The organism is Streptomyces sp. CC0208 (assembly GCF_003443735.1).
GTDB classification, from domain to species: Bacteria; Actinomycetota; Actinomycetes; order Streptomycetales; family Streptomycetaceae; genus Streptomyces; species Streptomyces sviceus.
Map to the genome: position 1 here is coordinate 3,715,404 of NZ_CP031969.1, position 13,911 is coordinate 3,729,314.

At 69.8% G+C, this 13,911-nt stretch carries 14 protein-coding genes; 4 read left to right on the forward strand and 10 right to left on the reverse strand.

Features of this window, described 5'->3' with window-relative positions:
• Nucleotides 1–76 precede the first annotated feature (76 nt).
• Both D1369_RS16810 and D1369_RS16815 read left to right on the forward strand, forming a co-directional pair.
• On the forward strand, nt 77–601 hold the full coding sequence (locus tag D1369_RS16810) for a GNAT family N-acetyltransferase (RefSeq protein ID WP_007383959.1): 525 nt from the start codon (nt 77–79) through the stop codon (nt 599–601).
• A 110-nt stretch (nt 602–711) separates the two neighbouring features.
• Nucleotides 712–1,029, forward strand: a complete 318-nt coding sequence (locus tag D1369_RS16815; RefSeq protein WP_037901080.1) for a PASTA domain-containing protein — start codon at nt 712–714, stop codon at nt 1,027–1,029.
• Nucleotides 1,030–1,057: 28 nt separating this feature from the next.
• Here the strand turns inward: D1369_RS16815 and D1369_RS16820 are convergent, their stop codons facing one another.
• The 4 genes from D1369_RS16820 to D1369_RS16835 are packed head-to-tail and all read right to left on the reverse strand — an operon-like array spanning nt 1,058 to nt 5,693.
• Nucleotides 1,058–1,753, reverse strand: coding sequence for a demethylmenaquinone methyltransferase (locus D1369_RS16820; RefSeq protein WP_007383957.1), 696 nt, complete (start codon nt 1,751–1,753; stop codon nt 1,058–1,060).
• A gap of 22 nt (nt 1,754–1,775) precedes the next feature.
• Complete coding sequence (locus tag D1369_RS16825) at nt 1,776–3,089, reverse strand: acyltransferase (protein WP_007383956.1); 1,314 nt, start codon at nt 3,087–3,089, stop codon at nt 1,776–1,778.
• Complete coding sequence (locus tag D1369_RS16830) at nt 3,089–5,362, reverse strand: bifunctional polysaccharide deacetylase/glycosyltransferase family 2 protein (protein WP_037901077.1); 2,274 nt, start codon at nt 5,360–5,362, stop codon at nt 3,089–3,091. The genes D1369_RS16825 and D1369_RS16830 overlap by 1 nt, the downstream gene beginning before the upstream one ends.
• Before the next feature lie 19 nt (nt 5,363–5,381).
• A complete protein-coding gene (locus D1369_RS16835) occupies nt 5,382–5,693 on the reverse strand; it encodes a hypothetical protein (RefSeq protein WP_037901072.1) in 312 nt (103 codons plus the stop codon).
• Nucleotides 5,694–6,085: 392 nt separating this feature from the next.
• On the opposite strand from D1369_RS16835, the gene D1369_RS16840 reads away from it, so the two are divergent.
• Nucleotides 6,086–7,105, forward strand: coding sequence for a chitinase (locus tag D1369_RS16840; RefSeq protein WP_007383954.1), 1,020 nt, complete (start codon nt 6,086–6,088; stop codon nt 7,103–7,105).
• Nucleotides 7,106–7,303: 198 nt separating this feature from the next.
• Here D1369_RS16840 and D1369_RS16845 read toward each other — a convergent pair whose 3' ends face one another.
• From D1369_RS16845 to D1369_RS16865, 5 genes are all read right to left on the reverse strand, one after another.
• The gene (locus D1369_RS16845) at nt 7,304–7,861 is read right to left on the reverse strand and encodes a hypothetical protein (RefSeq protein WP_007383953.1); all 558 of its coding nucleotides are present in this window, start codon (nt 7,859–7,861) and stop codon (nt 7,304–7,306) included.
• 7 nt (nt 7,862–7,868) lie between these two features.
• Entirely contained in the window at nt 7,869–9,068 is a 1,200-nt protein-coding gene (gene mqnC / locus D1369_RS16850; RefSeq protein ID WP_007383952.1) for a cyclic dehypoxanthinyl futalosine synthase, read from the reverse strand.
• A gap of 137 nt (nt 9,069–9,205) precedes the next feature.
• A complete protein-coding gene (locus D1369_RS16855) occupies nt 9,206–9,946 on the reverse strand; it encodes an A24 family peptidase (RefSeq protein WP_240436078.1) in 741 nt (246 codons plus the stop codon).
• The gene (locus tag D1369_RS16860) at nt 9,943–11,778 is read right to left on the reverse strand and encodes a serine/threonine-protein kinase (protein WP_118082513.1); all 1,836 of its coding nucleotides are present in this window, start codon (nt 11,776–11,778) and stop codon (nt 9,943–9,945) included. The genes D1369_RS16855 and D1369_RS16860 overlap by 4 nt, the downstream gene beginning before the upstream one ends.
• A 47-nt stretch (nt 11,779–11,825) precedes the next feature.
• Nucleotides 11,826–12,674: a menaquinone biosynthesis protein gene (locus D1369_RS16865; protein WP_007383949.1), complete on the reverse strand. Its 849-nt coding sequence runs from the start codon at nt 12,672–12,674 to the stop codon at nt 11,826–11,828.
• Nucleotides 12,675–12,959: 285 nt separating this feature from the next.
• Between D1369_RS16865 and D1369_RS16870 the strand changes: the two genes are divergently transcribed.
• A complete protein-coding gene (locus tag D1369_RS16870) occupies nt 12,960–13,163 on the forward strand; it encodes a cold-shock protein (RefSeq protein ID WP_003998944.1) in 204 nt (67 codons plus the stop codon).
• Nucleotides 13,164–13,288: 125 nt separating this feature from the next.
• Here D1369_RS16870 and D1369_RS16875 read toward each other — a convergent pair whose 3' ends face one another.
• Nucleotides 13,289–13,855 carry an XRE family transcriptional regulator gene (locus tag D1369_RS16875; RefSeq protein WP_037901066.1) on the reverse strand — a complete coding sequence of 189 codons (567 nt, stop codon included), beginning with the start codon at nt 13,853–13,855 and terminating at the stop codon, nt 13,289–13,291.
• Nucleotides 13,856–13,911: the final 56 nt, after the last annotated feature.

Genomic DNA, 13,911 nt, shown 5'->3' on the forward strand with positions numbered 1-13,911 from the left:
ATCCGCGTGCCGACCGGCACTGGACATGGGCAGTCTATTCAGCAGAATTGATCACCCGGCTGAAGGGCTGCCCCCAGTGAACCGAGCTCTGCCCGTAGTACGGCTGCGCGTCCCCACCGACGAGGACGCCGTCGCCTGGCACCGGGTCTTCGACGACCGGGACGTCATGGAGTTCCACGGCGGCAGGTCCGCCGAGCTGTACGTCTACGAGGAGCTCACCGCGAGGCAGCGCCGGCACGACGCCGAGCGGGGTTTCTGCCTGTGGACCATGGTCGACGAGCGCGGGCAGGTCATCGGCTTCACCGGGGCCCAGCCATGGCCGCGGGACTGGGGGCCGACGGGCGAGATCGAGATCGGGTGGCGGCTCGGACGGGCCTACTGGGGTCAGGGGTACGCCACGGTGGCCGCGCAGATGACGCTGGACCGGCTCAGGACGGCGGGCGTCACGGACGTGGTGGCGATGGTCAGACCCGGCAACGAACGGTCGATCGCGGTCACCAAACGCCTCGGAATGGAACTCGCGGAGACCTTCCCGCACCCCCGGTTCGGGGAAGAGGCGCTGTGCTTCCGACTCTCCCTGCGGGAAAGTCACCCAGAGTAGCGGTCTGTCGCAGAAAGACACCCGGCACTTCCGGCCGCCGCCGCGCCGGAGTTACCCTGCCAGTACCGCTGGGGGTGACATCTGTGCGCATACCACCCAAGACGCCCGAAGTGCGCGTACCGCGTCTGGTCGGACTGATGGCCGTCGACGCGCGCGAGACGGCCCAGGCGCAGGGCCTGTTCGTCAACGCGCCGGATCGCAAGGACTTCCATCTGGCCGTCGTCGACTACGTCGTACGCCAGTACCCGCAGGCCGGTGCCGAGGTGCCGCGGGACTCGGTGGTGTACGTGTGGTTCGACCTCGGCCCGGGTGAGGGCGGCGGAGGCATCCGCGAGCCGCGCATCCCCAGACCTCCGAGCGGCGGGCTCCAGCGCGAGCTGGACGAGCCGGGCGATCCGTACGTGGTCCGGTGTGTGACGGGGCTCTGACGTCGCGCCCCGCCCCTTACCGAGCCGCTCAGCTCTCCTTGACGCCCCGGTGCAGGGCCACGATCCCGCCCGTCAGGTTCCGCCAGGCCACCTTCGACCAGCCCGCCTTCTGGAGGCGCTCCGCCAGAGCCGGCTGGTCGGGCCAGGCGCGGATGGACTCGGCGAGGTAGACGTACGCGTCGGGGTTGGAGGAGACCGCGCGGGCGACCGGCGGCAGGGCCCGCATCAGGTACTCGGTGTAGACCGTGCGGAACGGCGCCCAGGTCGGGTGGGAGAACTCGCAGATCACGACCCGGCCGCCGGGCCTGGTCACCCGGTACATCTCACGCAGCGCCGAGTCGGTGTCCTGGACGTTGCGCAGCCCGAAGGAGATGGTGACGGCGTCGAAGGTGTCGTCCTTGAAGGGCAGCCTCGTCGCGTCGCCCGCGGTGAACGGCAGCCAGGTGTGCTTGCGCTTGCCGACCTGGAGCATGCCGAGCGAGAAGTCGCAGGGCACGACGTAGGCGCCGGTGCGGGCGAAGGGCAGCGACGAGGTGGCCGTGCCGGCCGCGAGGTCCAGGATCTTCTGGGCGGGGCGGGCGTCGACGGCCCGGGCGACCTCCTTGCGCCACACCCGGTCCTGGCCGAGCGACAGCACGTCGTTCGTCAGGTCGTACCGTTCCGCCACGTCGTCGAACATCGAGGCGACTTCGTGCGGCTGCTTGTTCAGGGAAGCGCGGGTCACGTCCCCATTCTTGCAGCCGCCCTCACGACGAAGCCCGACGCCCTCCCGGCAGCAGCCGCGGCTTCTTCTTCCCGGCCACGTCCTCCACCCATCCGCACAGCACCACGAACACCGCGATCAGGACCCACCCGATGCCGAACATGAACCACTGGCTCTCCAGCGGCAGCCACTTCTCGAACGCGGGCACGTTCCAGAACTGGTCGATCAGCGGCACGGCGAGGATCAGCGCGATCTCGTGCCACAGGTAGATCGTCACCGCGCGGGAGTTGAAGACCGTGACGACCCGGTCGGTCCGCCGGAAGCGGGTCAGCCAGGCGAAGTCGATCCCGAACCACGACTTGGCCCACATCAGGAGCGTCACGTACCCGGCGGACCAGAAGGCCTGGGCGAGGGGGATGTCGTCGAGGTCGTACGAGCCCGTCTCGGCCTGGTGGGTGAAGGCGTACCAGCCGCCGAAGGCGATCGCGGCGAGCGAGAGCAGGACGACGGCGGCCGGCTTCAGCCTCTCCAGGATCCCGTCCCGGTGGGCGAAACCGAGGATCCAGCAGAACAGGAAGGTGGCCAGGTCGGTCAACGCGCTGCCGAGGCGGTCGTCCGGCGGCTCCCACAGGAACTGGAAGACCACGATGGGGGCCAGGGACATCATCAGGACCGGAACGGGAGCCGACCGGAACACCTTCAGCAGCACCGGGGACAGCAGCACGAACCACAGGTACGTCCGCAGGTACCAGAGGATCTCCCAGGCCTGCTCGCCCCACGCGTTGCCCGGCGGATCGCCGAGCGGCACGATCCAGTAGACGATCTGCCAGCCCGGCATCCAGTCGTGGACCAGCATCGCGAGGACCACGAAGGCGCCCCAGAACCAGAACGGGGGCAGCAGGCGGCGCAGCCTGCTCCTGACGACCGTGGCCGCGGGGCGCTCCAGGGACTTCGCCATGAGTGTCCCGGCCAGGCCGAACATGATGCCCATGGAGGGGAAGACCATGCCGGCCCAGGCCCACCCGAACGTGTGATAGGTGACGACGCGGATCAGGGCGACGGCCCGCAGCGTGTCGAAGTAGCGGTCTCGGCCCGGGGGCCGAGACGGAGGCTTCTCCTCCTCCGCCTCGGCGTCAGCGGGGGCATCGAGAACCGGTGGCTCCGGCTCCGGCTCCACCACCGGCAACGGGGACGTGGCGTCCGGCACGCCCTGTCCGTAGTACCCGGGGGCGACGTGATCCTGTGGATACGGCTGCTGCGGGTAGGTGTGCTGTTGATACGACTGCTGCGGATACCCCGAGTACCCGTACTCCTGGCCGTACCCCTGTTGCGGGTAGTCCTGCTGCTCCCAGCTCATCAGCCGACCCCCGCCGGGGTGCCGACCTCGCCGGTCCGCTTCAGTTTCTGCCAGCGCAGGCGGCCGCCGGTCAGGGCGGTGATGCAGGAGTGGATGAGGACGAGGTACATCATCTGGCGGTAGGCCAGCTGCTGGAGCGGCATCATCAGCAGATAGCGGTACTTCTCCTTGTCCAGCCTGAAGGCGTACGCCGCGCACACGAACTGGATGCCGAGGACCGCGAGCCACGCGTACAGCGCCGCCCGGAAGTCGATGAAGATCATCGAGTAGGCGGTGAACACGTCGATCAGCGGGGCGAAGACCGGCGTGACGATCTGGAAGATCACCACCAGCGGCATGCCGACCCGGCCGAAGCGGCCCGAGGGCCCCTTGTCGGTGAGGGACTTGCGGTGCTTCCACAGCGCCTGCATGGTGCCGTACGACCACCGGTAGCGCTGCGACCACAGCTGCTTGAGGGAGCCGGGCGCCTCGGTCCACGCGCGTGCGTGCTCCTGGTAGACGACCCGCCGGCCCGCGCGATGTATCGCGATGGTGATGTCGGTGTCCTCGGCGAGGGTGTCCTCGCTCATGCCGCCGACCTGGAGGACCGCCTCGCGGCGGAACGCGCCGATCGCACCCGGGATGGTGGGCATGCAGCGCAGCAGGTCGTACATCCGGCGGTCGAGGTTGAAGCCCATCACGTACTCGATGTGCTGCCAGGCGCCGATGACCGTGTCGCGGTTGCCGACCTTGGCGTTTCCGGCGACCGCGCCGACCTCGGGGTCGGCGAAGGGCTGCACCAGCTGGTGCACGGCGTCCGGTTCGAAGACCGTGTCACCGTCCATCATGATGACGATGTCGTAACTCGCGTTGCGGACACCGTTGTTGAGGGCGGCCGGTTTGCCGGCGTTGTCCTGGCGGATGACCCGCACGTTCGTCATGCCGAGGGCCCGGGCCGCCTCGCGCGAGATCTCGGAGGTGCCGTCCGACGAGCCGTCGTCGACCACGATGATCTCGATCGGATGGGTGCTCTTCGACAACGACTCCAGAGTGTTGGCGATGCACTCCTTCTCGTTGTACGCCGGGACGATCACCGTCACCGGCCGGGTGACCGTGGGTCCCCAGCTGAAGCGACGTTTGTTGCGCAGTCTGTAGTGGCGGCGGGCGAGGATCAGCATCATCCCGAACCGGCCCATGACGGCCACGCCCACGATCACGAGTCCGACCGACAGCGTGGGCACGGTGTACTCGGCGACGGCGACGGCCGCGACGAGCGCCTTGCCCTCGTAGAGGGTCGTGCCGGTGGCCTCGCGGTGCGCGGCCTGGAGACGGTCGGTGCCGTCGGTGCTCGGGCCGTTGGCCGCCCCCTGGGGCTGCCGGCCCGTCTGCCCGCCCGCCGGAGCGCCGTTGGTGTTCTGCGCCTCGATGACCCCGCTGATGGTGGTGAAGGTGTAGCCCTTCGCCCGCATCTTCTCGATGTACTCCGGCAGCGCCTTGATCGTCTGCTCACGGTCGCCGCCGGCGTCGTGCATCAGCACCGCGGCGCCCGAGGTCCCGGACGGGGTGGCCCACTTGACGATCTTCGCGACGCCCGGCTTCTTCCAGTCGTCGCTGTCGGTGTCGACGAAGACGCTGGTGTAGCCCTCCTCTCCGAGCTTCTTGTAGACGGGCCAGCTGTAGTTGTCGATCGCGTCCGTCTCGGAGGAGTACGGCGCCCGGAACAGCGTGGTGGTGATGCCGGCCGCGCCCGCGAGGGCGAGCTGTGTCTGGGTCATCTCGCGCCGGATGCGGGCGTCGCTCTGGTAGGAGAGGTCGACGTGGGTGAAGGTGTGGATGCCCACCTCATTGCCCTGGTCGACCATGTCCTTCACGATCCCCGGGTAGCGCGAGACCATCGAGCCCACCAGGAAGAAGGTCGCCGGGACGTCGTACTTCTCCAGGATCTCCAGCACCTGGGGGGTGTACGTCGGGTTCGGGCCGTCGTCGAAGGTGAGCGCGATCGTCTTGGACGGTACGGAGGTCGTGGTCGCCTGGCCGCCCCGGAAGCTGATGATCGGCCCGCCGTTGATGATCTCGTCGGGGACCTTGCTGGAGCTGGCGCCGTCGCGCACCCGCTCGTCGCCGCCGACCTCGGCGCGCAGATAGCCGTCGAGCAGCATCACGCTGGTCAGGCCGAGCAGGAGCAGCAGGGCGAGGAGGACCCGCGGTTTCTGCAGCGCCGCGGCCTTGCCCGCCGCCCGCTCGATGCGGGAGGGGGCACGCCGGCGGCCGCGGGAGGGCGTCGTCGTGGTCATGTGGTGGGCCCCGTTCCGGTCAGTTGGAGGCCGCGGAGGCGGTCGCGGTGGGGGCGGCGGTCGGCGGAGCGCCCGTGGCGGTGCCGACGGGCGGGGTGCCCGTGGGCCTCGACGGCGGGGTGCCGACACCGCCCTGTGGCCGGAGGCCGCCGGGGCCGGAGTTCGAGGCGCCGGGGCCGCCGCCCGCGAAGGGCAGCAGGGTCGTGCTGGAGACGCCGATGCCCATGAAGGCCAGGCCCAGCACGACGGCGTACCCGAGGGACAGGACGCCGAGGAGAAGGCCGATCCGGCGCAGCAACTTGGAGCGGCGTCCGGAGTTGTCAACGAACACGGGACCGTCGGCGGGCCCGTTACTACCGCGTTTGCGGCGGCGACCGCGCGTGTCCGCACGGTTTTCGGTGGCAGTCTCGGAATGCATTCCCCAGACATTAAGGAGTCTTTATGTGACCGAGTCGGCCGTTCTTGTGAGACGCATATGAGAAACGCCTTAACCTGTCTTTTTCCTGAGAGACTCCGTGAACGCCTGCGCAGGTCGCCATGGCGGCAAGTGCACCGAATGCCCCGTTCATTTCGCCCGATTGGCCTGATTCGCGCAATGCCGCCCGTGGATTCCCTATGGATCGACTGCTGCTTTGAACAACGGCTCCGTATGAGACGTTCTCTTCTTGAATGAGCCTTTGTTTCGAGCCTGAGACGAACATCACGAGAGCGGGTGCATGAACAATGCGGGGTTTCCTGAGGTCGGCCGCCGGGTTTACGTGTCTGTTTGCCCTGGCCGCCACGGGGTGTTCCGCGGAGTCCGAACGGCCCTCGTCAAGCGGCACCTCGTCAGCCGGCACCTCGTCGACCGGCACCTCGTCAGCCGGCACCTCGTACGCCCCGTACGTCAGCGCCACCGAGGCCTCGGACAACGACTCCGCAGGCTCGCCCTCGGTCTACAACCTCGCGTTCGTGATCGCCGACGGGACTGACTGCACACCGTCCTGGAACGGCACGTCGGCGGTCGGCGACTCCTCCGTCAGGTCCCGGATCAGCGCACTGAAGAAGGGCGGCGCGGAGGTGCGGGTGTCCTTCGGCGGGGCGTCCGGGAAGGAACTGGCCGAGACCTGCTCCAGTGCGGCGAAGCTCGCGGCGGCTTATGGGAAGGCGCTGGACGCGGCCGGTTCCTCGCTCGCCGACTTCGACATCGAGGGGGACGCGCTGACCGACTCGGACTCGGTGGATCTGCGGTCCCAGGCGATCGCGTTGCTCCAGAAGGAACGGAGCGATCTCGCCGTGTCGTTCACGCTTCCCGTGATGCCGTCCGGGCTCGACGACGACAGCGTGGCGTTGCTGGAGTCCGCGAACAACAAGTCGGTTCAGGTGTCGACGGTCAACATCATGACGATGAACTACGGGGAGTCGTACGACGGGGACATGGGGTCCTACGCGATCACTTCGGCGAAGGCGGCGCAGACGCAGTTGAAGTCGGTCTTCGGTACGTCCGACTCCACTGCGTGGCGGGCCATGGCGCTCACCTCGATGATCGGGACGAATGACGTGAGCGGGGAGACGTTCACGTTGTCCGACGCGGCGCAGGTGCGGGAGTTCGCGGCGTCGAAGGAGGTGGCGTGGGTGTCGATGTGGTCGACGTTCCGGGATCAGGAGTGCGAGTCGGGGAACTCGGACGAGGACGACCCGCTGACCAACTGCAGCGGGGTTTCTCAGGATGCCGGGGCGTTCGGGGAGGCATTGTCCGGTTGAGGGCCTCGGCTCGGCTCGGGCGCCACCGGAACCACAGGCGTCGCCCCCTCCGTTCGCCGGATGCATCTCCCTCCCGGCATCAGAGACCTCGTACCTGCTCTTTCCAGGACTCGGCCACATCGGCAGGCTACCGACCGGAGGCCTCCGCCTCCATGGTCACGAGCCGCGGCAGGAGTGCGGCAGGAGTACCGATGGCCCCTACCTGCGCCGGTGCAGCAGGCGGCCCTTGATCACCGTGGCCACGCAGGCTGTCAGGTCCTGGGTCTCGAAGGCGGCGAAGGTCGCCTCCATGCCGGGGAGCAGCGGGATCAGGGGCTCCTCCGTGAAGCTGTGCTCGATCGTCAGGCCCGACCTGTGGACGGCGTCGATCACCGCGGGGCGCCGCAAGGGCCCCACCACCGCCACCGTCCCCTGCGCCAGCAACCGCTGCACACCGCGCCTCGCGCTGGCACCCCACCGCGTGTCCGTCATGTCCAGGGACTCCAGCGCCTCGCCCGAGATCGGCTCGCTGCCCAACTCCTCGCGCGGGTCCGGATGGTAGGCCTGCTCCAACAGCTCCGGACCGTACGGGTTCACCAGGCCAGGGGCGAGAACTCCCGGCCAGCGGCGGACCCTCGCGGAAGGGTGTGCGGCCACCATGTCGTCGTAGACCTCCACGGCCGCGAGCTGCCGCCCCTCGACCAGTACCGCCCCACCGGGCAGCGGCGGCTTTCCGCCGCCCGGGATCAGCAGGTCGGCGGTGTGGATCGTCAGCACCGCACGCCTAGTTGGACGCGAGGATCTTCAGCTCGGGGTGGGCCGTGCCGCCCTCGATCGCCGTGGAGGAGATGTGGGACATCACGCGCGCGTCGACGGGGTCGTTCGCCGGGTCGTCGTGGACGACGAGGTGTTCGTACGTCGTGGCGCGCTGGGCCGGGACCCGACCCGCGGTGCGGATCATGTCGATCATTTCCTGGAGGTTGGAGCGGTGCTTGGCGCCGGCCGCCGAGACGACGTTCTCCTCCAGCATGACCGAGCCGAGGTCGTCCGCGCCGTAGTGCAGGGTCAGCTGGCCCGCGTCCTGGCCGGTGGTCAGCCAGGAGCCCTGGATGTGGGCGATGTTGTCCATGAAGAGCCGGGAGATCGCGATCATCCGCAGGTACTCGAAGATCGTGGCCTGGGTGCGGCCCTTCAGGTGGTTGTTCATCGGCTGGTAGAGGTACGGGATGAAGGCCCGGAAGCCGCCCGTGCGGTCCTGTACGTCACGGATCATGCGCAGGTGCTCGATGCGCTCGGCGTTGGTCTCGCCGGTACCCATGAGCATGGTGGAGGTGGACTCCACGCCCAGGTTGTGCGCCGTCTCCATGATCTCCAGCCAGCGCTCGCCGGACTCCTTGAGCGGCGCGATGGCCTTGCGGGGGCGCTCGGGGAGCATCTCGGCACCGGCGCCCGCGAAGGAGTCGAGGCCGGCCGCGTGGATGCGCTGGATGGCCTCCTCGACGCTCACCTTGGAGATCCGGGCCATGTGCTCGACCTCGGACGCACCCAGCGAGTGGATCACCAGCTGGGGGAACTCCTGCTTGATGGCGGCGAAGTGCTTCTCGTAGTACTCGACGCCGTAGTCGGGGTGGTGGCCGCCCTGGAACATGATCTGCGTGCCGCCGAGCTCGACGGTCTCCGCGCACCGGCGCAGGATGTCGTCCAGGTCGCGGGTCCAGCCCTTGTCCTTGGCGGTGGGCGGGGCGTAGAAGGCGCAGAACTTGCACGCCGTGACGCACACGTTGGTGTAGTTGATGTTCCGCTCGATGATGTACGTCGCGATGTGCTCCGTGCCCGCGTACCGACGGCGGCGCACCGCGTCCGCGGCGGAGCCCAGCGCGTGCAGCGGGGCGTCGCGGTAGAGGTCGAGCGCCTCCTCCGGAGTGATGCGCCCACCCTCGGCGGCACGGTCGAGGACGGACTGAAGGTCGGCCTTCTCGGTCACCGGGGCGTGCCTTTCGTCAAGGGTTCTGGCGGTCTGGGCCAGCCTACGCCAGCCCTGTGACAAGCCGGATGTCAGGCCGCGTCAGCACCGTTCTCAGGCCGCGTCAGCGCCGTTCCCAGGCCGCGTCCGCCCCGCTCTCAGGCCGCGTACGCACCGATCAGCAGCCCCGCGTACGCCCCCGTGATCAGGAACGGCCCGAACGGGATCGCCGTCTTGCGCCCGGCCTTGCCCACCAGGACCAGGGCACCGCCGTAGAGCGCGCCGAGCAGGAAGCCCGCGAAGGTCCCCAGGAGCACGGTGTCCCAGCCGTACCAGCCCAGGACCGCCCCCGCCCCGAGCGCCAGCTTCACGTCGCCGAAGCCCATGCCGCCCGGGTTGACCCGCCACAGCACCCAGTAGCCCGCGCCGAGGGCGAGGGCGCCGAACAGGGCGTGCGACCAGCTCCCGGTGTGCTCCGGCACGAAGGAGACGACCCCGAGCAGTGCGAGCGCGGCGGCCGCGAGGGGGAGGGTGAGCGGGTCGGGCAGTCGTCGTACGCGCAGGTCGACGACGGCGAGCAGCACGCCCACGGGGACGAGCAGCAGCCAGACGGCGATCTCCGGGCGGGTGCCGGTGGCGGCGGCGAGGGCGGCGCAGAGGAGGGCGGTGACGGTGGACAGGAGCAGGGTGCCGCGACCGTACGGCTGCCGCGGACCGCAGTTACCGCAGCTCGCCCGCCCCAGCCAGCCGCCCGGCCAGCCGCCCAGGGGGTGCCCCTCGGGGCAGGTCCCGCGCCACGGTTGTCCGGACGGGACGGAGAAGCGGTAGGCGGCGCGCGGCAGCAACGCGCCCGTCGCCGCTCCCCACAGCGCGGCCATGACGACGAGCAGCTGCGTCACCGCCCGACCTTCGACATCCGTGCCTCTGGGTATCCCTCGGCCTCGCTCTCCGAGGTGTACTTCAGGTCGTCGCCCACCGTGGTGAGGCGGACGGTGTGGGCGGTGGGGTTGCAGCCGGCGTGGTTGTCCGCGGCGCCCACGGCCGTGGTGACGAGTTCGGTGTCGGTGACCTTCTTCAGGGTGAGGACGTCGGTGCAGACCGCGCCGATCGCGTCGGTCTGCTGGAGGCGGCCCAACTCCTCGCCGATCCTCGCCTTCTTGACGGTGATGCGGAAGGTCCCCATCGGCAGGCTCCCGCCGAGACCCGTGCCCTGGCCCTCCCAGGTGCCGAGATAGCGGGCGGGGACCGCGGTCGGTCCCGCCGGGCCGCTCGACGGCTCGCTCGACAGCGACGGGGAGACCGGGGAGGACGCCGACGGCAGGGAGGCCGACGGTACGGACGTCGGCCCCGAGGAGTACGCGTCGCTGCCGGGACCGGAGCTCGCCGAGTCGTCCTGGCCCCGCCCCGGCAGCAGGTCGAACAGGAACACCGAGCCCACGGTCACCGCGGCCAGCGCCCCCGCGACCGCGAGCGCCACCGTGCAGCTCATCCGGCGGCCACGCCCGTTGGTGCCGGGTGCGGAGGTGGCGGCCACGGAGACGGAGAGCTTTCCGGGACCGGATCGCCGGTCCGAGGGCACCACCGTCTCGTACGGCACCGCGTCCCGGGGCTCGGGCACGGAGGGCCCGGAGTGCCCGGAGGGAGTGCCCGTGGGAGCCGGCGGCGTGACCGGATACGACGGTGGCCCGGCCGCGGCGGCCGGAGGCGCCCCCGCGGACACGACCGGCATCACCGGCGGCGGCCCGAACGCCCCCATCGTGCCCGCCGAACCCCCGCCCACCGAAGGACTGCTGAACCCCACCGGCCCCGACGCCTGCTCCCCCGCCCGCTCCCCCGCCGCCTCGAGGTTCAGCAGCTGTACGGCACTGCGCCCCAGCTGCTCGACCAGCGCCCCCGGCAGCCACCCCGCCGCCACCAGCCGCGCCGCGCCCTGCGGAGCCAGCCGCCGGGCCACCTCGCCCGGAGTCGGCCGCTCCTGCGCCGACTTGTCCAGGCAGCTCTCCACGACGTCCCGCAACTCACCGCTCAGCGATCCGAGTTCGGGCTCCTCGTGCACCACCTTGTAGAGGAGGGAGGCCGAGGAGTCCCCGGGGAAGGGCGGCGCCCCCGTGGCCGCGTACGCCAGGACCGCGCCCAGGGAGAAGACGTCCGCCGCGCCCGAGATGCCCTTGCTCAGGATCTGTTCCGGGGACATGTAGCCGGGCGAACCGATGGAGACACCGGTCGAGGTGAGGGAGGCGGTGCCGTCGGTGGCGCGGGCGATGCCGAAGTCGATGAGGAGGGGTCCGTCGACGGTGAGCAGGACGTTGGAGGGCTTCACGTCCCGGTGGACGAGCCCCAGTTCGTGCACGGCGGCCAGCGCCTCGGCCAGCCCCGCGCCCAGGACCCGTACGGAATGCTCGGGCAGCGGGCCGCCGTCCGCGACCGCCGAGGCCAGGGAAGGGCCCGCCGCGTACCCGGTGGCGACCCAGGGCACCGCCGCCTCCGGGTCCGCGTCGAGGACCGGCGCCGTCCAGGCCCCGCCCACCCTGCGTGCCGCGTCCACCTCGCGGCGGAAGCGGGCGCGGAACTCCTCGTCGAGCGCGAAGTGCGGGTGCACGATCTTGACCGCGACCGTGCGGCCCCCGGCACTGCGGCCGAGATAGACCCGGCCCATGCCGCCGGAACCGAGCCGTCCGAGCAGCCGGTAGGGCCCCACGGTCGTGGGCTCGTCGACGCCGAGCGGCTGCATCCCGCCTCCCCGTCCCCCGTAAGTCCCCGTAAAGGTACGGATGCAGGTTACGGCTGAAGCAGTTCCACCTTCACGTCCCCGGGGAAACCCGTTGTGGGCCCCACCCGGCGCGCGAACTCCGTGACCGCCGCCAGCTGCGGGGCCCCGAAGCGGAAGTCCAGCGTCGTGAAGTACTTCTCCAGGACCTCCTCGTCGAAGTCCTCCCAGCGGGCCGCCTGTTCGGCGACCTTGCCGACCTCCTCCAGGGAGAGGTTCCGGGAGGCGAGGAAGGCCTCGTGGACCTTGCGGGTGATGACCGGCTCGCGTGCGAGGTAGTCCCGGCGGGCGGCCCAGACGGCGAAGACGAACGGCAGCCCGGTCCACTCCTTCCAGAGCGAGCCGAGGTCATGGACCTGGAGGCCGAAGCGCGGACCGTCGAGGAGGTTCGCCCGCAGCGCCGCGTCTCCGATGAGTACGGCCGCCTCCGCCTCCTGCATCATCAGGCTGAGGTCGGGCGGGCAACTGTAGTAGTCGGGCCGCACGCCGTAGCGCTCGGCGAGGAGGAGCTGGGCGAGACGCACGGAGGTGCGCGAGGTCGACCCGAGGGCCACCCTTGCGCCGTCCAGCTCGTCCAGCGGGACCTGCGAGACGATGACGCAGGACATGACCGGGCCGTCGCAGCCGACGGCGATGTCGGGGAAGGCGACCAGGTCGTCCGCGTTCTTGAGGAACTCGACGAGGGTGATGGGCCCGATGTCGAGATCTCCCTGCACCAGCTTCTCGCTGAGCTTCTCCGGGGTGTCCTTCGTGAGCTCGAAGTCGAGGAGCGTGCCCGTCCTCGCGAGCCCCCAGTACAGGGGCAGGCAGTTCAGGAACTGGATGTGGCCGACGCGCGGCCGGGTGCGAGAATTGTCCACATCGCGACACTAGACCCCTTGGGGTACGCTTCGGACTTCAGCCCCAGGGTCAACCACTCCGCGATCTTCAAACATCCGAGTGACGTGATCTTGGCCTCTATTGCTTTCGGCTGCCCGCGTGCTAGGCTCGCCGCAAGTTGCAGTTTGGTTTCCCTTGCAGTACAGAGCCTGCGGAGCATGTAACCGCAGGCTCTAGTCGTTTTCAGAAGAATGCAGTTGTGCGGCACTGTTTTCACACTTGCAGGTTCTGGAGCAGGGCAACCCTTTTGGGCCCAAGGAGGGCTTATGGCTACCGGAACCGTGAAGTGGTTCAACGCCGAAAAGGGCTTTGGCTTCATCGCCCAGGAGGGCGGCGGCCCCGACGTCTTCGTCCACTACTCCGCGATCAACGCGAGCGGCTTCCGCTCGCTGGAGGAGAACCAGGCGGTCTCCTTCGACGTGACCCAGGGCCCGAAGGGCCCGCAGGCGGAGAACGTCACCCCCGTCTGAGCGATCCCGTCTCATCGTGATCCCGTCTCATAGGCGCTCAAGCCTCTGATCCGGACCTGAAATGCAGTACCCAAGGAGCCCCGCGCCGCACGGCAGCGGGGCTCCTGCCTTTTCCCGTGCGCGTGCTAGACGTGCTGCATGACGAGCACGAAGGTCGTACCCGGCTCCAGCGCCTCGTACGAGTGCGGCACATCCCCGCGGTACGCCATGTAGTCCCCGGGCTCCAGTTCCACCGTCTCCCCGGCCGGACCGGCCTTCATCCGCCCCGTGCTCACGATCAGATGCTCCACCGAGCCCGGAATGTGCGGATCCGACTCCCGTACGGCCCCTGGTTCGGCCCGCAGGTGGTAGATGTCCCGGCGCGCCCCGGGCGGGCTCGCGGAGAGCAGGGTGGCCATGTACTCGGCCTTCTCGGAGGCCACGCTCGGCCCCTGTCCCGCCCTGATCACCCGCACGGACGGTGCCGGCGGCTCCACCAGGGCGCTGAACGGCACGCCGAGCGCCACCCCCAGCGCCCACAGCGTCTCCACGCTCGGGTTCCCGCCCGCCGCCTCCAGCTGGGACAGCGTGGACTTGGCGATTCCGGCCCGCTTGGCCAGCTCGGAGAGGGAGAGCCCGGCGCGGGTGCGTTCGCGGCGCAGGGAGGCGGCGATCCAGTCCAGGGGGAGCCGGGGCGGCGGGCTGTCGGACATGCTGTTCGCTCCATCGGTACGATCGTTCGCCTTGACGAACAAGACTCTGGCGTCCA

What these genes read in the sequence shown, in the direction of transcription:
- D1369_RS16825 (WP_007383956.1), bottom strand. Translation starts at nt 3,089, where the DNA reads ATGAGCTGGGAGCAGCAGGACTACCCGCAACAGGGGTACGGCCAGGAG.
- D1369_RS16830 (WP_037901077.1), bottom strand. Translation starts at nt 5,362, where the DNA reads ATGACCACGACGACGCCCTCCCGCGGCCGCCGGCGTGCCCCCTCCCGC.
- D1369_RS16840 (WP_007383954.1), top strand. Translation starts at nt 6,086, where the DNA reads ATGCGGGGTTTCCTGAGGTCGGCCGCCGGGTTTACGTGTCTGTTTGCC.
- D1369_RS16860 (WP_118082513.1), bottom strand. Translation starts at nt 11,778, where the DNA reads ATGCAGCCGCTCGGCGTCGACGAGCCCACGACCGTGGGGCCCTACCGG.
- D1369_RS16870 (WP_003998944.1), top strand. Translation starts at nt 12,960, where the DNA reads ATGGCTACCGGAACCGTGAAGTGGTTCAACGCCGAAAAGGGCTTTGGC.
- D1369_RS16875 (WP_037901066.1), bottom strand. Translation starts at nt 13,855, where the DNA reads ATGTCCGACAGCCCGCCGCCCCGGCTCCCCCTGGACTGGATCGCCGCC.